Genomic DNA, 23,524 nt, shown 5'->3' on the forward strand with positions numbered 1-23,524 from the left:
GCGATGCTGGCCAGAGCGTCATAAATGCAGACATTCCGGAATAGAGGCCGTGATGAGTGGCAGCGACAGCACGGGCGGGAGCGCGGAATCGGGCATCGGGGACGGCGCCGGAGCGGGCCCGGGAGAGGGCGTCGGCGTGCTGCCGCAGCAGGCCAGGGAGATCGCGGACGGGTACGCCGTCGACGGCGCCGCCCTCGACCTGGGTGCGCTGCTCTGGGACGGGGCATGCCTGCCTGCTGCGCAGATCCGGATCCCACTGGCGATGCTCAACCGGCACGGACTCGTCGCGGGCGCCACCGGCACCGGCAAGACCAAGACCCTCCAGCTCATCGCCGAACAGCTGTCGGCCGACGGCGTGCCGGTCTTTCTCGCCGACATCAAGGGCGATGTGTCCGGCATCGCCGCTCCCGGCGCGCCGGGCGGCAAGGTCGCCGAGCGGGCCGGGCAGGTCGGGCAGCAGTGGGAGGCCAAGGGCTTCCCGTGCGAGTTCTACGCCCTCGGCGGCATCGGCCCCGGCATTCCGCTGCGGGCGACGGTCACCGACTTCGGTCCCGTACTGCTCTCCAAGGTGCTCCAGCTGAACCGTACGCAGGAGCAGTCGCTCGGCCTGATCTTCCACTACGCCGACGCCAAGGGCCTGGAGCTGGTGGATCTGAAGGATCTGCGGGCCGTCGTCGCGTTTCTCGTCTCGGACACCGGCAAGCCCGAACTGAAGGGGATCGGCGGGCTCTCCACAGCCACGGCCGGGGTGATCCTGCGGTCGCTCACCGCCTTCGAACAGCAGGGGGCGGGCGACTTCTTCGGTGAGCCGGAGTTCGAGACCGCGGAGTTCCTGCGGCAGGCGCCGGACGGCCGGGGACTGGTATCGGTGCTGGAACTGGCGGCCGTACAGGACAAGCCGCAGCTCTTCTCGACGTTCCTGATGTGGCTGCTCGCGGATCTCTTCCACGATCTGCCGGAGGTCGGCGACATCGAGCGGCCCAAGCTGGTGTTCTTCTTCGACGAGGCGCATCTGCTCTTCAACGGGGCGTCGAAGGCGTTCCTGGACTCGATCACGCAGACCGTGCGGCTGATCCGTTCCAAGGGAGTGGGCATCTTCTTTGTCACGCAGACCCCGCGCGATGTACCGGGGGAGGTGCTGGCGCAGCTCGGCAACCGGGTGCAGCACGCGCTGCGGGCCTTCACCCCGGACGACGCGAAGGCGCTGCGGGCGACGGTGAAGACGTTCCCGAAGTCGTCGGCGTACGACCTGGAGGAGCTGCTGACCGGGCTGGGCATCGGCGAAGCGGTGATCACCGTGCTCAGCGAGAAGGGCGCGCCGACCCCGGTCGCCGCGACCCGGCTGCGGTCGCCGCAGTCGCTGATGGGTCCGCTCGGTGCGGTGGAACTGGATGCGTCGGTGAAGGGATCATCGCTGTACGGGAGTTACGCACAGCCGGTGGACCGGGAGTCGGCGTACGAGAAGCTGACCGCCGAGCACGAGGCGGAGCAGCGGGCCGCGGCCGAGGCTGCGGGCAGGCCGGCGAAAGAGCCGTCGAAGAGGTCCGGACACCCGGAGGACGACGACTCGCTGGTGGAACAGGTGGTGGGCAGTGGAGTGTTCCGGTCGCTGGCGCGGTCGGTCGGGACGCAGCTGGGACGGGAGATCTCGCGCTCGCTCTTCGGCACGGCGCGCCGCAGGGGGTAGCGCAGACGGTGGGGTGGGAGCCGGCCGGCGGCTCCCACCTGAGAACAGCCGGCCCGGCGGCCGTGCGCCGCTGCGGCCTCACCTCTTCTTTGCTGATGCCGCCGCCTTCGCCGCCGCCTTCGCCTCCTGTTTGTACGCGCGGACCTTGGCGAGTGAGCCGGGGCCGGTGATGTCGGCGACCGAACGGTGCGACCCCGCCTCCCCGTACGGCCCCGCCGCGGTCCGCCAGCCGGTCGGCCGGACGTCCAGTTGCTTGCCGAGCAGAGCCAGGAAGATCTGCGCCTTCTGGGCGCCGAACCCGGGCAGCGCCTTCAGCCGTTTCAGCAGCTCGGCGCCGGTCCCGGCATCGCTCCAGACCGCGCTCGCGTCACCGTCGTACTCCGCGACCAGGAACTGGCACAGTTGCTGGACCCGTTTGGCCATGGAACCGGGATAGCGGTGCAGAGCGGGTTTGGCGGTGAAGAGCTCGGTGAACGCCTCGGGGTCGTAGGCGGCGATCTCATGGGCGTCCAGGTCGTCGGAGCCCATCCGCTGCGCCAGGGTGAACGGGCCGGAGAAGGCCCACTCCATCGGGACCTGCTGGTCCAGCAGCATGCCGATCATGGCCGCTAGCGGGCTGCGGCCGAGAAGCTCGTCGGCCTCCGGCTGTTGAGCGATCTGCAAAGTGATGGCCTTGCTCCTGTTGCTCTGTGTCATGTCTTCGATCATCGCGACAGCGGCGGGCGACGGCGAGTCCAGGTGCCGCTGATGGCCGATCGCCGCCGCCGGAGGAGGACCGCGTCCAGGGAGTGTTCGGTGGCCCGCCGCTGCACCGGCGGATCCGGACGGGCCACATCCACTGGTGCCCGGGTGAGTGCGCCTGGTACGCATGGGCGGTGCATGTCGACAGCGTCCCGATGCCGCCCGCCGTCCGGGCCAGGCCCCGCGACAGCCGCGGCTATCCCGTTCCCGCGATCACACCATGGGAAGGGGACGAGCCCCGGTTCGCCCTCACCGACTACGGACGCAGCGCGGAGTGCGCGCACGGACGGCTGTGCTCGGTCTGCAACACCCTGATACCCCGGGGCCCGGTGTGGCGGGTGGTGGGCGGCACCGAGGCCGCCGCGATCGAAGAGGCACTGGCCGCCGGCCGCCCGTACCGCAATCTCGCCCCGACCATGGAGGGTCCCGGACACCGGGCGTGCATGCTGTACGCCTCGATGGTCTGCCCCTACCTGGCCCGCCCGAACGCGCGGCGAGGGCTGTCGGCGGAAGACCCGGAAGACATGACCGCGCATGTCGTCCGGGGCGCCGTCCGGGGCGGGACCGGTGCGGTGGTGGGCTTCGCCGACTACGAATACGCGGTCACCGACACCCACGTACTGTTCCGCTTCCTCGACGTGATCGAGTTCCGGCCGCACGCGACGGCCGATGCGCAACTCGACGAGCTGCGCGCCGAGCTGGCCCGGCCGGCCGGGACTCAGCGGTAGGCCGGCAGACCGGCCCGGGTCGAGACCCGCGTCGGGGCGGCGGAACCGTCGATCGGGAGGGTGTAGATGCCGTCGGGGGTGCGGACGGCGATGGTCCTGCCGTCGTGCGAGATGGCAGGCTCGGTGTAGTCCGTGGTCGCGTCCGGTGTGAGGTCCTTCTCGGAGTGGTCGTACCCGGTCTTCTCGAAGAGGTGATCGTGCCCGTCGACCGAGCGGACGAAGACCACGGTCCGCCCGTCGGGTGCCAGCGCGGGCTCGGAACCCTTGGCCGTCGCGCCACCGCCCAGCCGCACGTAGTCGTCGCGCAGGTAGACCTGGCCGTCGGTGTTGGCGTACGCCGTGAACCCCTGCGGGCCGCCCGAGTTCGGCCACTGGTTGCCGGTCAGGGGCGGTTGCGCAGTGGTGTCCTCGCTGTTCGCGAGGGGCAGCGGCTTCGGGGTGGCGCCGGTGGCGGTCGCATCGACGACGTCCAGCTCGAGGGTGCCGCCCTGCTTGGCGGTGAAGATGAGGTTCTGCTCACCCGAGTGGTCGCCCCGGTCGTCCTTGCCGTACACCTGCCAGGTCGGGTGGGACCAGGTCCGACCGCCCGGGTTCTTCGCGACGATCTTCCGTCCGGTGCCGTCGGCCGCGGAGACCACCAGATCACCTTCGCCGTCGATGAACGCGGCCCTGGACCCGTCGGGGGACCAGGCGAGATCCCGTACCGCGGTGCCGAAGTCGACGGAAGTGCCGTTCATCAGCACGGTGTTCGAACCGTCGCTGATGGTCAGCCGGTTGGCCGCAGAGGTCCCGTTCATGCTCGCCCCGCCGTCACTCGACGGCGCGGCGGAGGACTTGCCGGGAGAGGCGGAGGACTTGCCTGAGGAGGCGGGCGTCGAGGCGGACTCCGGGGAACCCGACGGATCGCAGGCGGTGAGGAGCATCGCACTGCTGGTGGTGATCAGAGTGATCGCGGCGATGGCGGCGAGACGGTTGCGTGCAGGCATGATGATGCATCCCCCCTGGATGGCACTGCGTGATGAACGAAGCGTGGCAGCCGTCGACCCCGGAATCGATCCAGCGCTGTCACGGCCACGCAACAGCGCTCAGCCGGATCACCCGACCGCCGCCGGCCGGGTTGTGGTGGGCCGAACAGCCGCCAGGTCAGGGAAAATTGACGTGACGTCGGGAATCTCCGCCGCCGCCTCGGGCACTGATGGCCGTCGAGGCCGGCGAGCACTCGTGGCGACCTGGATCAGGCAGACGGTTGCCAGCCGAGAGCCGGGCCGAGCTCGGTGGCGATGTCGGTGAGGATCTGGACGTAGTCGTCGTGGTCGAAGGTGAAGGGCAGTGCGAACGCGACCTCGTCGACCTCACGGAACGCGGCGTGGGCATGCAGCCGTTCAGCGATCTCTGCGGAACTTCCGACGAGGTCGGGCGCGAACATCATGCGGGCCGGCCCCTGCGGGGCGGTGGTGCGAGGCATCCGCTCGAGGGCGTACGCCTCGTACTTGGCGCGCTGCTGCGCCGAGGCGGTGTCGGTGGGGATGACGACCAGCCCATGGGAGACGCGGGCACGCTCGCCATCGGGGTGATGGGCGCGGAAGGCCCGGATGTGCGAGAGCTGGATCTCGGCGAAGTCCTCCGACTCCTCCGCCTTCACGACGCTGCTGGTCAGGAAGTTCATGCCCTGCTCGCCAGCCCAGCGCGCCGACCGCAGGCTGCCGCCGCCGTACCACATACGGCCGGCCAGGCCGGGTGAGTGCGGCTGGACGCGGTCGGAGTACGCCTCGAAACCCTCCTTGCCGGTGAAGTCGGTGGCCGGCTCCCCACGTACGAATGCCAGGAGCCGTCGCACACGCTCGTAACCGAAATCCTCGGCGTCGGCGGTGTCCGGGTAGAGCGCGTGCTTCACCCGCTCGTACCGCATGGGCGGCCCGACGCTGACCCCTGGATTGAGGCGGCCCCCCGACAGGATGTCGACGGTCGCCAGGTCCTCGGCCAGCCGCAGCGGATTCTCCCAGCCCAGCGGGGTGACCGCGGTGCCCAGCTGGATGCGGCTGGTGCGCTGGGAGGCCGCCGCAAGGACGACGACCGGGGACGAGATGCCGTACTGCAGATGCCGGTGACGCACCCACGCGCTGTCGAAGCCCAGTCGCTCACCCAGCTCGATGATCGAGAGGGTCGACTCGTGGCCCCGGCGCGGATCGGTCTCGTCGAACAGCCCGATGGTCAGAAAACCCAGCTTCCGCAGTTGCTTCGAGGTCGGCGGCACAGCATTCCTCCATCGCTCACGGGTACTGTCGTACACCGGCGTTGCCCCGATTGTGGCCGATGGCGAAAGGGCCCTCCCGAGCGGTGGGGCCCTTCGACGTATTGCCCGGTGAGAGCAATGGCGGAGGATACGAGATTCGAACTCGTGAGGGGTTGCCCCGCCACGCTTTCCAACTCTGCATGGATCTGCTCGTCCTGGTTCACACCGCCCGTGGGCCGGGGCCATGGACGGCCTGCAGCAGCGTCGAACGGCCGCGAACGACATTGAATGAGAACGCGGTTATCCGCATCCGTCCGGTGACCGCCGCCCGCGGATTCCACCTCCGAGCGGGTGCCCGAAATGCCGGAGCCCCCTCGATCCGACTCAGCCGAGCAGGATGCCGAACTCCGTCGAGAGGTCGGATCCGGCGGAGGTTCCGGGCGCATGAATGATCTTCGAGCCCGTGGTGACAGGACCGGTGGCGTTCGAGGGCAGCGACCACACCGCGCCCCGCCACCCGTTGGCGCTGTAGTCGCCGATCGCCGTATCCGGCCTGCCATCTCCATTGGTGTCCCGGACGAGCACGCTGTTGCCGAAGTCGGTGCCGTAGGCGTACGGCATGCCTGCGGCGTCCGGCGAGATCCACCGCGCGCCGGAGCCGCTCAATCCGGTTGCCGATCCCTTGAGGACGGTCGCCCCGCCTCGGTTGTTCTCCGAACTGACGCCGACCAGGAGATCGGCGTATCCGTCACCCGTGACATCACCGGCGGAGACGTCGGAGCCGAAGTGGTCGTACTCCTCCGGCGTCCCTGGCAGTCCGGCCGAGGACTGGCTGATACTCCAGGTACTGCGCGTAGTGCTCAGTCCGGAGGAGGAGCCATATGCGACACCGACCCGCCCGGCCGCGGTGACGCCCCCGACGTCGGCCCAGCCTCTCCCCACCGCGACGTCACCGTAGCCGTCCTTGTCGAAGTCGCCGACAGTGGCTGATTCGCCACCGGTCATGGTCTTGCTGCTGGCGCTGAAACCGGTGGATGTGCCGAGGAGAACCTGCGTGGTCCTGGAGTTCACCGTCACCAGGTCGACACCCCCCGTCTTGTTGATCTTTCCTGCGATCGCCTTCTCCGCGCCGATGGCGAGCTTCTTGGTGATGACGGCCTTGGGTGCGCCGGTTCGGGTGAACGGCCCCTTGTAGAGGCGCAGGGTGTAGTCCCTCTGCACGACCGCGAGATCCGGATGGCCGTCGCCCGTGAAATCTCCCGCGGCCAGCACGTCGCCGAAGTAGCCGTCGATGACCGGGGCATGGTTGGCCACGCCGGCTGCACCGCTCAGCCCTGTTCGGCTGCCCCACAGGATGGTCGTCGCACCCTGGTCCCGAACGGTCCCGACGTCCTCGTACTTGGTGCCGACCACCAGGTCGGCATAGCCGTCTGCGTCCAGGTCGGCACTGGTGAAGGCGCTCCCGAAAGCATCGCCCTCTTCCGCGGCGCCTGGGATGCCGGCGCTGTTCTGGCTGATCACAGCAGGCTCGGAAGGACCGAGGCCCGCCGCCGAGCCGTACACGACGCTGACGAAACCTGCCCGGTCGACACCGTTCGGCGCGGCGTACGGCGCGCCTATCACGAGGTCGCGGTAGCCGTCGCCATTGAAGTCGTCGGCGTACCTCGCCCCGACGGCACCTGCCGGGGAGGCCAGCAGCGGAGTGAGGCCGGCGATCAGGACGGGCACGAGAGCCACGGTCACACGTGTACGCATAACAGCCCTTCAACGGTGAGTAATCCAGCGGATCACTACCAGACGAACGAGCAGAACGAATAGTTGTACAGCAACGGTGACGCCTCCGAGGGGCGTCCCGGTGTGCGTCACGCGGTCGGCGAATCGACCGCTCTTCCACTCGGCACGATGCGACTTCCTCAGTCACGAGAGATCGGTGACGGTTCGGGGACTGGCCTGAACGCCCGTGGACGGGGCTGAATGAGACGGGCACTGAGACGGGACGGGCCGTGTTGGCTCGGGCGTCCACGTGGTCAGTAGCGGAAGCGGGCCGTAGTGCCGTCGACGTGGGTGACCGGACAGATGCCCACCTCACCGCGTGTCAGCGGCGGCTGCTCCGGCGCCTGCCGCGGATGAGGTGCTGGGCCACGAGGTGCCCCGATCCGGCGCCGAGGCCCGGGCCGGGGTGGGTCGAGGCGCCGATGTGCCACAAGCCGGGTACAGGTGTGGCGTGCCGGGCCGCGCCCGGTAGGGGGCGCCACAGCAGGGCCTGGTCGAGTTCGGCCGAGCCGCCGTAGGGGTCGCCGTTGACCGCGTTCGGATTGTGCGCCATCAGGTCCGACGGTGTGACGGCGTCCCAGGCGAGTAGCTTCTCCGGCAGGTCGGGCGCGTGAAGCGCGATCCTGGCCAGGACCCGTTGGACGTATCCCTCGGTCAGCTCCTTCGTCCAGCGGCCGTGGGCGTCCAGTTCGCCCGCCGCGTCGCCGGTCGGCTTGTAGGGCAGTTCTTGGAGCTGGATCCACAAGGTAGCCGCGCCGTCCGGAACGCGTGAAGGGTCCAGGACATACTGCTGGCCGACGACCAGTGTGGGCCTGCGCGGCAGCAGTCCCGCCTCGGCCTCCGCGCACGCGATCGCGGTGCTCGCGGACCCGTCGCTGAGATGGACCAGCGGTATGCCGGCCAGGCGCGTATCGCGCCAGCCGAGCGGGGCGGAGAGGGCGACGTGGAGCTGCATCGCAGCGCGTCCGTACCGATAGCGCATTGCCTCGTCACGGATGGCGGGCGGGACGGGCGCGTCCTGCGGCAGAAGCTCGCCGTACAGCGCGGTCGGGGTTACCGAGACCAGGACGGCGTGGCGGGCCCGGATGGTTTCGCCGTCGGTGGCGACGCCCGCGACCCGGCCGCCTGCGAGGAGCAGCCGCTTCGCCGACTGCCCCGTGGAGATGTGAACCCCGAGCTCGCCGAGCAGTGCCTCGAAGGCGCGGACGAAGCGCCGCCCGCCACCACGGGCATGCCGAAACCGTGCAGGGTCGCGGCCATGACAGGCAGCGTCAGGCCGCCCAAGGCGTGGTCCGGAGACAGTCCGGCGTGCAGCAGCCAGGGTATCCACAGCACATCAGGTTCGTCGCCGCGGAAGGTGCCGCGGCAGTAGGAGCGGCCGCTGGTCACGGCGGCCCGCAACCACTGCTCGGTGCCACTGAAGCGCTCGCGGCGCAGCAGTTTCACCACATGCCGGAGCACACGGGGCGAGCGTGGTTCACCGCCCAGGATGCCGCCCAGTGCGTCGGCGTTGTCGAGGAACCTCTGCAGCAGGGTGAGGTAGGCGGTTCGGTCCTCGGAGTGGCCGAACATCTCGGCGGTGGCCGCGGGGTCGCGGTGGGCAAGGACCACGCGCCCTTCGTCGGTGACGGTGCCCGTGATCAGTCCGTCGGTGTTGCGATACTCCAGACCGTGACGGTGCAGGTCCTCACCGAGGGCGGCGTAGGCCCCGCCGGACACGAACAGCGGGTGCCACGAGGAGTACGTGTCGTGCAGGTAGCCAGGCAGAGTGCGCTCCTCGGTGGCGATGAAGCCGCCCAGCCGGTCGCTTCCTTCTACGAGGGCCACCGACCAGCCGCCCTTGGCCAGCTGGGCAGCGGCGACCAAGCCGTTCACGCCGGACCCGATCACGACCGCGTCGAAGGTAGGTGTCATCAGCGCTCCTCTGACGTGGGGCGGGGCGCCAAGGCTCCGCCTGAGCGAGCCACCACCAGCGAGGACGAGGACGCGGCCCTCGCCAATCCAGCCTTCCCCTCAGGAGCCGGGCTGTCCAACGCTTGCAGGCGCCCCCCAGGCCGCCGCCGTCGGCCTGGACCGGGCCGTTCAGCGTCGGGTACCGGCGCACCGGCGCGCCGAGTAGCAGGGCCGCGAGCAGCGTCAGGACGACGAACGTCGAAGGGCCCCACCGCAAGCGGTGGGGCCCTTCGACGTATTGCCCGGTGAGAGCAATGGCGGAGGATGCGAGATTCGAACTCGTGAGGGGTTGCCCCCCACGCTTTCCAACTCTGCACGGCCCCGTTCGTGCTGGTTCACGGTCGTCCGCGAGCCGGGCCACTGGGCTGCTCGCGGGAGACCTGAACGGCCGCGAACGGCTGCGAATGAGACTGCGGGACTGCCCGCACGGCAGCCCTGGACCCCGCAGCACGTTCGAGTGGGGCTGAGGGCTGACACCCGCTTCAGGAGTTCCTTCCGGCGGCCGAAGGGCCGGGCATGCGGGCCGCCAGCGTCCTGCGCAGCGTCCGGCATCGACTTTCCTGGTACGGCAGGGTGCACCGGTGTTGCCGTCAAAGACTGCAGTCAGACCAGCGGTCTCGATGTCCTCCGGCGACAGAGTTCCTCAGGTGGTCACGTCACCTGAATGGCTGCCGCGATTCCCGACCATTCCGATCACGTGCCCCAGGGTCGTGGCACCCCGCTCCGATGCTGCCCGAGGGTCGTGGCACCCCGCTCCGATGCTGCCCGAGCGCGGTCCCATAGCGGGCGGCGGTCAACGGCGCATCCCGTCCGACGACACATGATGTGGCGTCAGTCTGTATTCGGCGCAGGGCTACTGAGTTCACGTCAGGCATTGATCTCACAGCCTCAAAGGCAGGTTCGGCAGCCGTGTGGCGGCGCCGCGAACTGGGTCGCTTCTCTACCGCCCTCGGGAGACATCCGCCGAGGTGTCACACACCCACACGAGGGCTGTCACTGTTTGTGCATGAACGAGCACTCTTAGGCTGATCTAGGTACGTTCGTAGAGGGTTCTGATCGATCACCCCAGTCCACGCCGGATTGCCCAAGGGGTCCCACCCCAGCTGCATAAATGTCTTCGGTGCCGTTGGGGCCGATCTCAGGCAACCAATTGGCTGCGAAGTCCTTCCGGCACATCCAGTCACACAGGAGGTACGTCATGAGCGCTTTCTCGATCTTCAACGGCCGCGGTGGCCGAGGTGGTGGCCGTGGCGGCTACGGCGGCCGTGGTGGCCGTGGTGGCCGTGGTGGCCGTGGCGGCTACGGCGGCCGTGGTGGCCGTGGCGGCTACGGTGGCCGTGGCGGCTACGGCGGCGGCTACGGCGGCGGCTACGGCGGCGGCTACGGCGGCGGCTACGGCGGCGGCTACTAAGCATCGCCGCCTCACCCGAGGATCGTCATCGGGGGCGACGGCGCGTCCCGTCCGTCGCCCCCTTCCGCCGCATGCCCCACCCGGCTCCCTCCCCGAGAAGGTGACCCCGCTTGGCGGACGCGACACACGCCGACTCGGCTCACATCAAGCCCGTGGCCCCGGCGGCCGAGGACAGTCCAGTGCCCCTTGCGGCGGCCGTGTCTTCGGCCGACGCGTTCCGCCGCTTCTGGCCGTGGGCAGTCGTCCACGGCGATGGCGGCCCGGTATCAGCATGTGACGGGCGGCATCCTTGCCGACGTTGCGCAGCGGGTCGGTGGACCCATCTGGGAAGTGGCCAAGGACCCCGAGGAGAGCGGGCCGGAGGGCTCTGAGAAGTCTCGTTGAGACTGCAGATGAGACTACGAACGTCGAAGGGCCCCACCGCAAGCGGTGGGGCCCTTCGACGTATTGCCCGGTGAGAGCAATGGCGGAGGATACGAGATTCGAACTCGTGAGGGGTTGCCCCCAACACGCTTTCCAACTGTGCGAGTGGCCGTTCGTGAGCGTTCATGGACGGCCACTCGGCAGATCGGAGAGGGCTGGCGTACGTCGGCGAACCAAGGCGGGCGTGAGCGAACTGGACAAGGAACAGGACAACGAGCGGCGGTGAAGGACGCCTTGTCGGACCACGGGACATAAAGGTCCTTTAAGGCCGCTCCAGATGCCTGCCGAGCACGCGACTGCTCTGGCCGATGAAGGCAGGCATCGCTGCGCGTACCGGTCTCGCCGGGCTTGATACTCAGACTCCTCCGCATCGCCCCGTCGCCAGTGGGCTCCCAGTGCTTGGCCGACCGGCCCCGGCCGAGCGGCCTCGGCCGGCCCAGAGGCGACCCAGGGACCGCCCAGGCAGTTGGGCTATCCCGCGGCGCTGCCTTCTCGGCGGGCGTTTCATCGTGCTCCGTCACTCGACATTTCGAGCTTGAGGGAAGCAGTGTTTAACGACAGGGAGAGTCGCGGCGCCGCCGGAAAAGAATTACGTCACGACGAGCCCGCCGAGGGGGATCAGGCTGCCTCGGATCACTGAGGCGGATTGGTCAGCTGTGTCCATTCGCACGGCCCGAGCGGCAAAGCACCGGGGCATCTGCCCTCCCACACCTTTCCCTTCTTAGTCAAAACGGTGACGTATACCGTGGGGCCGACGGGGACGACGCCCTCAGTATTAGATGCGAGCGTGACATCGATTACGTCGGTGGGGCCTCCCACGAATTTCCATTCACTATCAGCGAGAGTCGGCGTCGCCTCATTGACCGACAAGACGTACACCTTGCCGTCACACACCGCCGCGACGTACTTGACGTACTCGAAGGTCGTCAGTTCAGTCGCTGTAGAGTCGATGTCGACGCAGTGCTTGGGCTTGGGCTTGGGATTTGACTGAGCGTTGACCTGCGCCGTATCTCCTGCCTTAGGCTGTGTCTGAGCTTCTGCTGCGCCAGCCCCGATGACCGTCATCATGGCTGCGGCAGTCAGAGCTGCGGCAATTTTGCGCTTCGGTTCCATTCCGTACGCTCTCCTTTTTTGTGGAAAGGGTTTGTGACCTGACGCGGAAATGCTTACCCGGGCAACGTCATCCACCCTGGGCGGACACGCAGCTCTCGCACAAATGCCACTCACGTGGGCGTGACTGACCTAAACCGCAAGGACGCTGCTCTGCCCGCTGCCCGTTCTGCGGGAAGTTCAGGTTCTCGAACCGGCAGGCGTTCAGCTCGCCGGTCATGCCGCGATCGGGATGCCCTTTAGACACGCCGGTTCGGCGCACTGCCTGCGGCTTTCAGCCGGTCGGGGTGAGCGTCATGCTGAGAGGGCCGATAGTGGCCGACCACTGATTGCCGCGCGAGGTCACACTTTCTGCTTCGTCGAGCATCCGGGCGCGCAGGAGATCCGCGCATTGGACGAGCTGATCGGACGCAAATGGGGTCAGGTTCGCGCGCTTCTGGACCCGGACCAGTGACGTGTCGAACCCCGGGCGGTCGGAAGGCGAGATCGGAAGGACCCGGAGAAGGGGCAGCCGCCGGCAGACACGAGATCATCCACCCATGAGACCCGAAGTGCAGGCATTCGTGGCCGATGGCCCACTCCCCGACTGTGACGCGAGCGGAGAGGAGATTGACAGGCGCGTCGAGCAGATCTCTGCGATCGGTCGGCCGGTCACACGGGAGGAAGCGAAAGCGCTCATCGCCTGCTTCGGTCCCGACGACTGCTACGGCGTCGCCTGGACTCTTCTGCATCTGATCGAGACGGGCCCGAACCCCGTGCTGGCGTCAGATCCCGGACCGGATGCCAATGAGTGGCACCAGCGGCTCTACGCCCGCGCGGTGAACGGAGGGCTCATCCCCGCATCGCCTCGACCTCTATAGGACCGATGGGCCAGACCACGCTTTCTCAACAACGCTTGTTGGCGCAGGGAGCCGTCCCAAAGGGTGTGCGTGGTGGTCTCCCTTGCCACCCCACTGCAGGCCGGGATGCGCGGGGACCAGGCCGGCATGAGGATTGGTGTACGAGTGGTGGTCCAGACGTCTCTCCCTGCTGCACCTGGACCGCCGCCCGACACGGCCGATCCGCTCCCAGGGCACGACCGGCAGTCACCGACAGGAACTCATGGTCGGCCTGTTCAAGGACGGTCGCGGCGCGTTCAACGGGACCGCCCTCAAGGAGGCCTTGGACTTGATCGAAGCGCTCGCACTCACCGAGGACGTCCAGCCGGTACACATCCGCGCAGCCCCCGGGTTCGACGGGGCAACCTGGCTGGACCTGGGCCGCGACGACGGGCAGTCCGTCCGCATCCACCCCACCGGCTGGGACATTCTCACCCCCGACCCGCATGAGGTCTGCTGGAGGCGGACCCAGCTCACCGGGGAACTGCCCCTGCCGGCCAAGGACACCGACGGCAAGGGCATCGACCTGTTGATGCGGCTGTGCAACTTCGCCAACGCGGAGACCGAGTGCCTGGCCATCGCGTGGCTGATCGGCTGTCTCGGGCCGTCTGTGCCCGTGCCCGCGCCGTTCCTCACGGGGCCGCAGGGCGCGGGGAAGTCCACGGGCGGGCGGATGCTCGTGCGGATCGTCGAGGGGATGAGCGGCGACCTGCGGCGAGCGCCGAAGGATGAGGAGAACCTGATCGCGGCGGTGGCGGCGGGATGGGTCACCGCCCTGGACAACCTCTCCCACATGACGCCGGACCTGTCGGACGCGATGTGCTGCATCGTGACCGGTGCCGAGAGCGTCAAGCGGGCGCTGTTCACCGACGGGGACGTGTTCCGCGTCGGCTACCGCCGACCCCTGCTCCTCACCGGTATCGATGTGGGAGTCATCCGGCCCGACCTGAGGGAACGGCTCCTGCCGCTGCGTTTGGAGCGGCCCCGTGTCCGGCGCACCGAGGCGGAACTGTGGGCGGAGTACGCAGAGGTTCTGCCTGTCGTTCTCGGCTCGCTCCTGGACCTCACGGTCAAGGTCCGTGCCGTGGAGGCAGAGACCCCCACTGACCTGCGGATGGCCGACTTCGCCCACCTGTGCGCGCAGTTCGACGCCGCGACCGGTCTCGGGGCCCTCCCGGCCTACCGGGCCAGTCTGGACGACCTGAACGACGACGTGATCGAGGGCGACCTCCTCGCACAGACCATCCTCAGGCACGCCGACACCATCGAACCGGGCGCGGCGCAGCAGATGACGTCCACGGAGTGGCTGCACTGCCTCAGCCGCCTCTACAGCGGCGAGGATGGCCGTCCCCTGCCCAAGGGGTGGCCGACCACGGGCAAAGTCCTCTCCGACCGGCTCAAGCGCCTCCAGCCCACGCTGGCGGCACGGGGCGTCCTCATCGACTCGGGCCGCACCAAGGCGGGCCGCTACCTCGAAATGACCCGCACGGCCGCGCCGGCGTCACACGAGCAGTCGCGGGCGTTCTGATCCGCGATCCGCACGCTCAAGCGAACAGCAAGAAGAGCACGTGCCTCTTGCTGTTCGGCGGCACGCCGCCCAAAGGTCACGCCGCGAAGCGGCTCCTTCTTCGCTCTGTAAGGCGCACCCAAGTACTGCAGGCAGCCCCTTCTTTGTCCTAAGAGGAGCTAACACAATGCTTGGACGCGTCGGTAAGTAATCACGCAGCATGCCAGCTTGAGAAACGCTTCGTGGATGTCGTCGCGGATCTCCCAGCGGATTCTCAGGCGTCGGAAGCCGTGGATCCAGGCGTTGGTGCGCTCTACCACCCAGCGGACGGTGCCGAGCCCGGAACCGTGCGGCACGCCGCGTCGGGCGATGACCGGCTTGATCCCGCGCTTCCGCAGCAGCCGGCGGTACTTGTCGAAGTCGTAGCCGCGGTCGGCGAACAGCTGCCGCGGCCGGTGGCGTGGCCGACCGGTGCGGCCCTTGATGTGCGGTATCGCATCGAGGAGAGGCAGCAGTTGGGTGACATCGTGCCGGTTTCCGCCGGTCAGGCTGATGGCCAACGGAGTGCCGTGCGCGTCGGTGATCACATGGTGCTTCGAGCCCGGTCTGGCACGGTCGACCGGGCTCGGTCCTGTTTGGGCCGCCTCGCCGTGCCTGTCGGTGTGAGCCGTCGATCACCGCCCGGGTCCAGTCCACTTCCCCGCCTGATGCAGCTCGGTCAGCAGCACCTGGTGCAGCCGGTCCCATACGCCAGCCTCGTTCCAGTCCCGCAGCCGACGCCCGCACGTCATCCCGGAGCCGAAGCCGAGTTCCTGCGGGAGCCACTCCCACTGGATGCCGGTATGCAGCACGAACAAGATGCCCTGCAGGCACCTGCGGTCGTCCAGCGGCAAGCGGCCGGGATGGCGAAGCCGACGCGAGCGCACCGGCAGCAGAGGCTCGACTCGTCCCCACAGGTCATCCGATATCAGCCACGGCGGGCCGTTCCCCTTCCCCACAGCCTGACCAACGGCCCACCCCGGAACAGGACATGGCCCGTCGAGTCCTTTCTGTTAGCTCCTCTAAGAGGGAAGACGCTGCGTCACCTGCGTCACCCGGACCGGAAAACGGCACCTGACCTGCGCCGACAGTGATGACGCAGACGGCCGACTCTGCGTCATCCTGCGTCACCTGCGTCACCCGGTGACGCAGCCGATGACGCACCGGTGACGCACCCCAGATCCGCAGCGTCACCCAAAACCGCAGGTCAGAGGCTTAAGTGACGCTGATGACGCGGTGACGCAGAAATCCGAACCTCGGACACACACGCGCAGCCACTACCTCTGCAAGGCCCCCAAGCTCGCTCCTTCGGTCCCAGGGAGATCTCCGCATGGACACGGCCCCGCCGACACGTTCGACAACACCCTCGTGCTGCTCACCGTGGAGGAGGCTGCCCGCCGCCTCCGGATCGGCCGCACCGTCTGCTACCGGCTCATCGGTACGGGAGAGCTGGAGTCCGTCCCCATCGGCCGACTCCGCCGAGTGCCCGCCGTTGCCATCCCCGAGTACGTGAACCGGTTGCGCGCCGCCAACAAGCCCGCCGCCTGAAAGGACCCCTTGTGGAAGAGAAGAAGCGCACCCGCCGGGCCAACGGCGAATCGGCCATCTACTACGGCAAAGACGACCGTTGGCACGCCCGGGTGCCCATGGGTTACAAGGACGACGGCACGCCCTACAGGCGGCACCTCACCCGCCCCACCCGCAAAGAACTGGTTGATGAGGTCCGCAAGCTGGAGAAGCAGCGTGACCAGGGATCGGCTCAGCAGCCTGGCAAGCCGTGGACGGTCGACAAGTGGCTGTGGCACTGGGTCGAGAACATCGCCAAGCCGGCCGTTAGCGAGAACACGTACGACGGCTACGAGGTTGCCGTTCGCGTCCACCTCGTTCCTGGCATCGGCAAGCACCGCATCGACCGCTTGGAGCCGGAACACCTGGAAAGCCTCTACCGCCGCATGCAGAAGAACGGCAGCAAGGCCAGTACCGCTCACCAGGCACACCGCACCGCCCGCACCGCCCTCGGTGAGGCGGCGCGGCGCGGCCACGCCACGAAGAACGCCGTTGCCCTGGCAAAGCCGCCGCGGATGGAAGAAGAAACGGAGATTGAGCCCTACTCCGTGGAGGAGGTCCAGCGCCTCCTGATCGAGGTGAACAAGCGCCGGAACAGCGCCCGCTGGATGCTGGCACTGGCGCTCGGACTCCGGCAGGGCGAGACGCTCGGACTCCGGTGGGCCGACGTGGACCTGGACAACGAGTACCTGAAGCTGCGCCGGAACCGGCTGCGGCTCAAGTATGAACACGGGTGCACGGAGACCGCGCCGTGTGGCCGGAAGGCCGGCTACTGCCCTGACCGCCTCCAGGCACGGCGTGAGACCAAGAACACCAAGTCCCGCGCCGGGCGTCGCGCTGTACCCCTGCCGGGTCCGCTGGTCCTGATGCTGCGCTCACACAAAGAGGCTCAGGCCCGGGAACGCGAGTCCGCCGGGAATCTGTGGACTGAATCGGACTACGTCTTCACCAAGCTCACGGGCGGACCGCTGAGTCCGAACACGGACTACCACGACTGGAAGCGACTCCTGGATGACGCGGCGGTCCGGGATGCCCGGCACACCGCCGGAACGGTCCTCATGCTGCTGGGCGTACCGGACCGGGTCATCGACCAGATCATGGGCTGGGAACCGGGCGGGGCCGCACGGATGCGGGCGCGGTACCCCCACGTCCCCGACCATCTGTTGAAGGAGGTGGCCCGGAAGATCGGCACGGCGATCTGGGGAGCTCCACAAACAGCCCTTGTGGACAAAGACCAGGACAACGAGGGCTGAGACAACGTCGAAGGGCCCCACCGCAAGCGGTGGGGCCCTTCGACGTATTGCCCGGTGAGAGCAATGGCGGAGGATACGAGATTCGAACTCGTGAGGGGTTGCCCCCAACACGCTTTCCAAGCGTGCGCCCTAGGCCACTAGGCGAATCCTCCGCGGCAAACAATACAAGACGTTGAGGAGTGCTCGCGAACACGTTCCCCACGGCGGGGGTCGGGACGGCGGCCGGTGGACTTGATCGGGGTGGGATCGGCTAAGGTAGGTGTCAGCCCCTCACGTGGCGCTATCTGACTGAACTCCCCCAGGGCCGGAAGGCAGCAAGGGTAGGTTGGCTCTGGCGGGTGCGTGGGGGGCCCTTGCGTTCCCGGGGCCCTGCGGAGCCTCCCGGTGTCTTCCGGCGGTGCGGGACCCGGTGGTGTGCCCGGGCCGGGGCCGGTTGTCAGTCCGCCCCGATAACCTCGTAGGTGTGTCGTCCCTTGCGCTGTACCGCCGCTATCGCCCCGAGTCGTTCGCCGAGGTCATTGGGCAGGAGCATGTCACTGACCCGCTGCAGCAGGCCCTGCGGAACAACCGGGTCAATCACGCGTACCTGTTCAGTGGGCCGCGCGGCTGCGGGAAGACGACCAGTGCGCGCATCCTCGCCCGCTGTCTGAACTGTGAGCAGGGACCGACGCCGACGCCGTGCGGGGAGTGCCAGTCCTGCCGGGACCTCGCGCGCAACGGGCCGGGGTCGATCGACGTCATCGAGATCGACGCCGCATCGCACGGTGGCGTGGACGACGCCCGTGATCTGCGGGAGAAGGCGTTCTTCGGGCCCGCGTCCAGTCGTTACAAGATCTACATCATCGACGAGGCGCACATGGTCACATCGGCGGGGTTCAACGCCCTGCTGAAGGTGGTCGAGGAGCCGCCGGAGCACCTCAAGTTCATCTTCGCGACCACCGAACCCGAGAAGGTCATCGGCACGATCCGGTCGCGTACGCACCACTACCCGTTCCGCCTCGTGCCGCCGGGGACGCTGCGCGAGTATCTCGGCGAGGTCTGCGGCAGGGAGAACAGCCACGTCGAGGACGGCGTCCTCCCGCTGGTCGTGCGGGCCGGTGCCGGATCCGTGCGTGACTCGATGTCCGTGATGGACCAGTTGCTGGCGGGCGCGGGCGACGACGGTGTGACATATGCCATGGCGACCTCGCTGCTCGGTTATACGGACCTGTCGCTGCTCGACTCCATCGTGGACGCGTTCGCCGCGGGCGACGGGGCGGCGGCGTTCGAGGTCGTGGACCGGGTGATCGAGGGCGGGAACGACCCGCGGCGCTTCGTCGCCGACCTGCTGGAGCGGCTGCGCGACCTGGTGATCCTGGCCGCTGTGCCGGATGCCGGGGAGAAGGGCCTCATCGACGCACCCGCCGATGTGGTCGAGCGGATGCAGGCCCAGGCGTCCGTCTTCGGCGCCGCCGAGCTGAGCCGCGCCGCCGATCTGGTCAACCAGGGGCTCACGGAGATGCGCGGGGCGACCTCGCCCCGTCTCCAGGTCGAGCTGATCTGCGCCCGGGTGCTGCTGCCCGCGGCCTTCGACGACGAGCGTTCGCTGCAGACCCGGCTGGACCGGCTGGAGCGCGGCGCCTCGTTCGCAACCGCCGGGGCCGGGCCCGCCATGGGGTACGTACCGGGACCTCAGGCGCAGGCGCATGCGCCCGCAGCCGTGGTTCCGACGGGTGACGGGGTCGCCGCGGCGCGGGCGGCCGTGCGGGGGGAGGCTCCCGAGGCCGCGCCCCCGGCCGCGCCCGTACAACCCGTGCAGCCCACCCAGTACGCGGCCCCAGCAGCGCCCCCTGCTCCTGCACCTGCCGCTCCTGCACCTGCCGCTCCCGTTCCGCAGCCACCCTCCGAGGCTCCCGCTGGTGGGCAGCGCCCCGGGGCCTGGCCCGCCGCGGCCGCGCCGGAGTCCGGGCGCCGCCCCGGTGGCTGGCCGACCGCCTCCGCCCCGGGCCAGGCACCGGCCCACGTCGCCCCTGTCGCCCCTGCCCCGGCCCCCGCAGCCCCGGCGCCCGCGCCCGGTGCCCCCCAGCCCAGCCCGGGCATGGCGCAGGGCGCCGCGCAGGTGCGGAACATGTGGCCGGACATCCTCGAGGCCGTCAAGAACCGGCGCCGGTTCACCTGGATCCTGCTCAGCCAGAACGCGCAGGTCACCGGGTTCGACGGCGCCACCCTGCAGATCGGCTTCCTCAACGCCGGTGCCCGCGACAACTTCGTGAGCAGCGGCAGCGAGGACGTGCTCAAGCAGGCGCTCGCCGAGCAGTTCAACATGCAGTGGAAGATCGAGGCGATCGTCGACCCCTCGGGCGGCGCGGGACAGCCCCCGCAGACCGGCGGTGGCCGGCCGTCCGCCCCGCCCGCACCGCAGCGCCCGGCCACGCCCGCCCCGCAGCAGTACGAGTCCCGGCCCGCACCGGCCCCGTATCAGCAGCCGGGCGCCGCGGCCCCCGCCCCGCAGCCGCAGGCCGCTCCCGAGCCGCCGCGTCCGGTCGCCCCGGAGGACGACACTCCGGAGGCGGACGACCCGGATCTGGTCGACTCGGCGCTCTCCGGTCATGACCTGATCGTCCGGGAGCTGGGGGCCACGGTCGTCGAGGAGTTCACCAACGAGTAGCGCGGGCCGGGCGGGGTCGCGGTACGCCTCACGGGCTGTCCACGGAGCGGCATCCGTCAAGGCGGCTGTGCCCCGGCGGTTAGGCTGCACCCCGTGAAGGTCCTCGTCATCGGCGGCGGCGCCCGCGAACACGCCCTGTGCCGCTCTCTCTCCCTCGACCCCGACGTCACCGCTCTGTACTGCGCGCCCGGCAATGCCGGCATCGCAGAGGTGGCCGAACTGCACCCGGTCGACGCGCTCGACGGCGACGCCGTCGCGCGCCTCGCCACCGAACTGGGCGCCGAGCTGGTGGTCGTCGGCCCGGAGGCACCGCTTGTCGCCGGGGTCGCCGACGCCGTGCGCGCCGCGGGCATCCCCTGCTTCGGCCCCTCCGGTGAGGCGGCCCGGCTGGAGGGCTCCAAGGCGTTCGCCAAGGACGTGATGGCCGGGGCGGGTGTCCCCACCGCCCGCAGCTACGTCTGCACCACCCCCGCCGAGATCGACACCGCCCTCGACGCCTTCGGCGCCCCGTTCGTCGTCAAGGACGACGGCCTCGCCGCAGGCAAGGGCGTCGTCGTCACCGACGACATCGAGGCGGCCCGCGCCCACGCGCTGGCCTGCGACCGCGTGGTCATCGAGGAGTTCCTCGACGGCCCCGAGGTGAGCCTCTTCGCGATCACGGACGGCACGACCGTGCTGCCGCTCCAGCCCGCGCAGGACTTCAAGCGCGCACTCGACGACGACGAGGGTCCGAACACCGGCGGCATGGGTGCGTACTCCCCTCTCCCGTGGGCCGATCCCAAGCTGGTCGACGAGGTCATGGAGACGGTCCTCCAGCCGACCGTCGACGAGCTCCGCCGCCGTGGCACCCCCTTCTCCGGACTGCTGTACGCGGGTCTCGCGATCACCTCGCGCGGCGTCCGTGTCATCGAGTTCAACGCCCGCTTCGGCGACCCGGAGACCCAGGTGGTCCTGGCCCGTCTGAAGACCCCGCTGGCCGGTGTCCTGCTGGGCTCCGCCAACGGCACCCTCGACGAGCTGCCCCCGCTCACGTGGCGCGACGAGGCCGCGGTCACCGTGGTCATCGCCTCGCACAACTACCCGGACACGCCGCGGACGGGTGACCCGATCCACGGCCTCGACGAGGTGGCGGCGCAGGATGCCCCGCATGCGTACGTCCTGCACGCCGGGACCAGGCGTGACGGCGACGAGATCGTCAGTGCGGGCGGCCGCGTGCTGTCCGTGACCGCGACCGGCAAGGACCTCGCCAGCGCCCGTGAGCGTGCCTACACGGCGGCCGCGCGGATCCGGCTCGACGGCTCGCAGCTGCGTACGGACATCGCCCGGAAGGCCGCCGGCGTCTGACCGGACGGCCCCGGCCGGCCCTGTACATCGCGCCCCCTCAGGCCCGAGGCCCGAGGGGGCGCGGCATGTCCCGGGACGTCCCGACCCCGCTGCCCGAGCGCCTTTGCCCTATGGACACCGGTCCGTCAGCACCTTTACCCAAAGCCATTCCATCGAGTGACGGCTGGGCCATCCGAATGACGCCCGCCGAGGCCCCAACTAGGGTGCGGCGCAAGCGTTCCGGCACTTGGCCCACCGGCATTGCGATGTCAGTGACGGGTGCCACAGTGGGGGAGTGAGCAATACCGCCGCAGGGGCAGAGGGGGTGACGTCCGGCCGTGTCCGGTACCGGTACTGGTGAGGAGCTGGGTGCGCAGGCTGCGCGCGCCCGGGCTCTCGCCCTGCTGCGCATCCGCAGCAGGGCAACAGCCGCGGCCCTGCTGCCGGCGGCGGTCGCCGTCGTGCTGCTCGTCGCGGCCGCGCAGGGCCGCATCGGCGGCGGCGGGTGGGATGCCCTGCGCTGGGCCGTGACGGCCTGCGCGACGGTCGTGCTGCTGGGCGCCGCAGCGGTGTCGGTCGCGATCGCACGAGCGAGGCCGGCGGTCAGTCCGACCGTCCCGCTCACCGAGCAGGCCGCCCCCGACCTCTACCGGCTGGTCCGGGACCTCGCCGACCGGCTCGGCGTACCCGCGCCGTCGGCCATAGCTCTGACCCCCGACTGCGACAGCTGGCTGGAGGACCGCACACACCGCTCAGCGCAGCCCGCGGAGAGCCCGGCGACCCGGCCCGCCCCCTCCGGTGGCCGCCGGCATGGGGCACCGGTGGCGCCCGTGCTGGTCATCGGATCGCCGTTCCTGTGGTGGATGCGGGTTGCTGAGCTACGGGCGGTGCTCGCCCCGGTCGTCGCGGGTACGGGCTCCGCCGCCCACCCCGATATAGCCGCCGCGCGCCGTTTCGTACGAGGGCTGGACGGCGCGGTCGCCGATGCGGCCTCCCCCGCCCCCGGACGGTTCGCGCGGCTGCGCAGGCTGCCGCGCGGCCTCGTCGGCTGGATCGCCCGGCTGCTCCTGCGCAGCTGTCGAGGCCATGCCGCGGCGATGGAGCGGGGTGTCGCCGCCGCCGCGTCCGAGCGTGCACAGGCTGTGGATTACGGGCTGCGGATCGCGGCTCAGGAGCAGGTCGGCCTCGCCTACGCGGGCTGGGACCGGCTGCTCACCCGGGTCGCGCTGCCGGCCTGGCGGATGGGCCGCTGGCCGTCCAGGCTCGACGCGGGCGTCGTCTCCGCCCTCACCGAGCTCTCCCGGCGCGATCGCCTCGCCGAGGGTTTCACCTCCCGACTCGGTGAGCGCCCCGCCTGCGACCTCCTCGAGGAGCCGGGCGCGGCCGACGAGGCGGCCTCGCTGCTCGCCGCCCGTCTCTTCCACGGCGGCCCCGCCGAGACCGGTCCCGACTGGTCCCCGGTCGACTGGCAGCAGTATCCGGAAGAGGTCGTCGACCGGAAGTGGCGTACCGAAGCGGCCCGCCTGCTCCGCGTCCTCGACGCGATGGGCGTACGGCCCTCCCCGGCCGGAGGACCCGACGAGGCGGTCGGGGGAGCCGGAGCCGTCCGGGCTTTCGGGGCACACGGCGTCGATGCCCTCGGCGTCGCCGTGCCCACACTGGCCCGGGTCGTCGAGCAGCTCTCCGGACCGGACGGGCGGGGCGAGGAGCTCGCGGCCGGGATCAGCGCGGCGGTGGCCCGCGAGGAGGCGGCGGCCCCGCAGGAGTCTCCGGCAGGCTCGCCCGCCGCGTCGGACGGGGACGTCCTGGATTTCTGGGGCCCCGACCCCCTGCCGCTCTTTCCGCTCCAGCCGCCGCGTACCGGCACGGAGCTGCTCGCCGACCATGTCGCGGCGATGGTCTGCTGCGCCGCCGTGGACACGGCAGGCGCGGCGGCCGGCCTCGACTGGCTCGACGGGCCGGCCCTGCTGGTCGACGGCGAGCGCCGGGCGGATCTGGGCAGTCCCGTGCTCAGCCTGGTCGAGGACGGGGACGCCGGACCGCTGCGTTGCTGGCTCGCCTCGGTCGGTGTCCGCACGGACAAGCCCGTCCGTCTCGTGTGATCCACTGCCCACCCCGTCCTCGCGGCACCGGCCAGTAATCCGGAGGAGCGCGTTCCATTCCCGTCAATTCACGACGAACGGTGACGGAGTGCGTGCGTTATGTGATGTGCTGGGGATCGGCGCTGACAGTCGTCGCATCACAGGCTGACA

The 23,524-nt window shown here is 69.7% G+C and carries 15 protein-coding genes, 1 tRNA gene, 1 other RNA gene and 2 pseudogenes; 10 read left to right on the top strand and 9 right to left on the bottom strand.

Annotated features, from left to right (window positions below):
- Positions 1-52: 52 nt before the first annotated feature.
- The gene (locus ACFYP5_RS16760; protein WP_389036012.1) at positions 53-1,687 is read left to right on the top strand and encodes a helicase HerA-like domain-containing protein; all 1,635 of its coding nucleotides are present in this window, start codon (positions 53-55) and stop codon (positions 1,685-1,687) included.
- A gap of 78 nt (positions 1,688-1,765) precedes the next feature.
- On the opposite strand, the gene ACFYP5_RS16765 is transcribed toward ACFYP5_RS16760, so the two are convergent.
- Positions 1,766-2,383 (bottom strand): HhH-GPD-type base excision DNA repair protein, encoded by a 618-nt coding sequence (locus ACFYP5_RS16765; protein WP_389036014.1) that lies wholly within the window; start codon positions 2,381-2,383, stop codon positions 1,766-1,768.
- Positions 2,384-2,562: 179 nt separating this feature from the next.
- Between ACFYP5_RS16765 and ACFYP5_RS16770 the strand changes: the two genes are divergently transcribed.
- Positions 2,563-3,156: a hypothetical protein gene (locus ACFYP5_RS16770; protein WP_389036015.1), complete on the top strand. Its 594-nt coding sequence runs from the start codon at positions 2,563-2,565 to the stop codon at positions 3,154-3,156.
- Here ACFYP5_RS16770 and ACFYP5_RS16775 read toward each other — a convergent pair.
- The 5 genes and pseudogenes from ACFYP5_RS16775 to ACFYP5_RS16795 form a co-directional block, all read right to left on the bottom strand.
- Complete coding sequence (locus tag ACFYP5_RS16775) at positions 3,147-4,142, bottom strand: hypothetical protein (protein ID WP_389036017.1); 996 nt, start codon at positions 4,140-4,142, stop codon at positions 3,147-3,149. The genes ACFYP5_RS16770 and ACFYP5_RS16775 overlap by 10 nt on opposite strands.
- Positions 4,143-4,390: 248 nt before the next feature.
- Entirely contained in the window at positions 4,391-5,410 is a 1,020-nt protein-coding gene (locus tag ACFYP5_RS16780; protein WP_389036018.1) for an LLM class flavin-dependent oxidoreductase, read from the bottom strand.
- A gap of 363 nt (positions 5,411-5,773) precedes the next feature.
- Positions 5,774-7,126 carry a hypothetical protein gene (locus ACFYP5_RS16785; protein ID WP_389036020.1) on the bottom strand — a complete coding sequence of 451 codons (1,353 nt, stop codon included), beginning with the start codon at positions 7,124-7,126 and terminating at the stop codon, positions 5,774-5,776.
- A gap of 358 nt (positions 7,127-7,484) precedes the next feature.
- Positions 7,485-8,492: a phytoene desaturase family protein gene (locus tag ACFYP5_RS16790; RefSeq protein ID WP_389036022.1), complete on the bottom strand. Its 1,008-nt coding sequence runs from the start codon at positions 8,490-8,492 to the stop codon at positions 7,485-7,487.
- A 362-nt stretch (positions 8,493-8,854) separates the two neighbouring features.
- A pseudogene (locus ACFYP5_RS16795) lies at positions 8,855-9,076 on the bottom strand (FAD-dependent oxidoreductase); the annotation flags it as partial.
- 1,237 nt (positions 9,077-10,313) lie between these two features.
- On the opposite strand from ACFYP5_RS16795, the gene ACFYP5_RS16800 reads away from it, so the two are divergent.
- Entirely contained in the window at positions 10,314-10,526 is a 213-nt protein-coding gene (locus ACFYP5_RS16800) for a hypothetical protein (protein ID WP_389036023.1), read from the top strand.
- A gap of 1,056 nt (positions 10,527-11,582) precedes the next feature.
- Here the strand turns inward: ACFYP5_RS16800 and ACFYP5_RS16805 are convergent.
- Positions 11,583-12,062, bottom strand: coding sequence for a hypothetical protein (locus tag ACFYP5_RS16805; RefSeq protein WP_389036026.1), 480 nt, complete (start codon positions 12,060-12,062; stop codon positions 11,583-11,585).
- 993 nt (positions 12,063-13,055) lie between these two features.
- Here ACFYP5_RS16805 and ACFYP5_RS16810 point away from each other — a divergent pair.
- Positions 13,056-14,465: an ATP-binding protein gene (locus tag ACFYP5_RS16810; RefSeq protein ID WP_389036028.1), complete on the top strand. Its 1,410-nt coding sequence runs from the start codon at positions 13,056-13,058 to the stop codon at positions 14,463-14,465.
- A gap of 158 nt (positions 14,466-14,623) precedes the next feature.
- Here ACFYP5_RS16810 and ACFYP5_RS16815 read toward each other — a convergent pair.
- Positions 14,624-15,442: pseudogene (locus ACFYP5_RS16815) on the bottom strand (IS5 family transposase).
- A 409-nt stretch (positions 15,443-15,851) separates the two neighbouring features.
- Between ACFYP5_RS16815 and ACFYP5_RS16820 the strand changes: the two are divergent.
- Positions 15,852-16,031: a helix-turn-helix domain-containing protein gene (locus ACFYP5_RS16820; RefSeq protein ID WP_389036196.1), complete on the top strand. Its 180-nt coding sequence runs from the start codon at positions 15,852-15,854 to the stop codon at positions 16,029-16,031.
- An 11-nt stretch (positions 16,032-16,042) separates the two neighbouring features.
- Positions 16,043-17,302, top strand: a complete 1,260-nt coding sequence (locus ACFYP5_RS16825; protein ID WP_389036030.1) for a tyrosine-type recombinase/integrase — start codon at positions 16,043-16,045, stop codon at positions 17,300-17,302.
- Between the two features lie 64 nt (positions 17,303-17,366).
- Here ACFYP5_RS16825 and ACFYP5_RS16830 read toward each other — a convergent pair.
- Positions 17,367-17,454, bottom strand: a tRNA-Ser gene (locus ACFYP5_RS16830).
- 109 nt (positions 17,455-17,563) lie between these two features.
- Here ACFYP5_RS16830 and ffs point away from each other — a divergent pair.
- The 4 genes from ffs (at position 17,564) to ACFYP5_RS16850 (ending at position 23,374) form a co-directional block, all read left to right on the top strand.
- Positions 17,564-17,660, top strand: an RNA gene (gene ffs, locus ACFYP5_RS16835) — signal recognition particle sRNA small type.
- Between the two features lie 105 nt (positions 17,661-17,765).
- Positions 17,766-19,949 (top strand): DNA polymerase III subunit gamma and tau, encoded by a 2,184-nt coding sequence (locus tag ACFYP5_RS16840; RefSeq protein ID WP_389036031.1) that lies wholly within the window; start codon positions 17,766-17,768, stop codon positions 19,947-19,949.
- 93 nt (positions 19,950-20,042) lie between these two features.
- Positions 20,043-21,293 (top strand): phosphoribosylamine--glycine ligase, encoded by a 1,251-nt coding sequence (gene purD, locus ACFYP5_RS16845; RefSeq protein ID WP_389036033.1) that lies wholly within the window; start codon positions 20,043-20,045, stop codon positions 21,291-21,293.
- Positions 21,294-21,610: 317 nt separating this feature from the next.
- Positions 21,611-23,374: a hypothetical protein gene (locus ACFYP5_RS16850; RefSeq protein WP_389036036.1), complete on the top strand. Its 1,764-nt coding sequence runs from the start codon at positions 21,611-21,613 to the stop codon at positions 23,372-23,374.
- Positions 23,375-23,524: the final 150 nt, after the last annotated feature.

The sequence above is a fragment of the Streptomyces sp. NPDC005262 genome, assembly GCF_042872425.1.
GTDB lineage: Bacteria > Actinomycetota > Actinomycetes > Streptomycetales > Streptomycetaceae > Streptomyces.

Excerpts from the sequence above, each read along its gene's own strand:
- ACFYP5_RS16805 (WP_389036026.1), bottom strand. The coding sequence starts at position 12,062 with ATGGAACCGAAGCGCAAAATTGCCGCAGCTCTGACTGCCGCAGCCATG.
- ACFYP5_RS16800 (WP_389036023.1), top strand. The coding sequence starts at position 10,314 with ATGAGCGCTTTCTCGATCTTCAACGGCCGCGGTGGCCGAGGTGGTGGC.
- ACFYP5_RS16760 (WP_389036012.1), top strand. The coding sequence starts at position 53 with ATGAGTGGCAGCGACAGCACGGGCGGGAGCGCGGAATCGGGCATCGGG.
- ACFYP5_RS16765 (WP_389036014.1), bottom strand. The coding sequence starts at position 2,383 with ATGACACAGAGCAACAGGAGCAAGGCCATCACTTTGCAGATCGCTCAA.
- ACFYP5_RS16775 (WP_389036017.1), bottom strand. The coding sequence starts at position 4,142 with ATGCCTGCACGCAACCGTCTCGCCGCCATCGCCGCGATCACTCTGATC.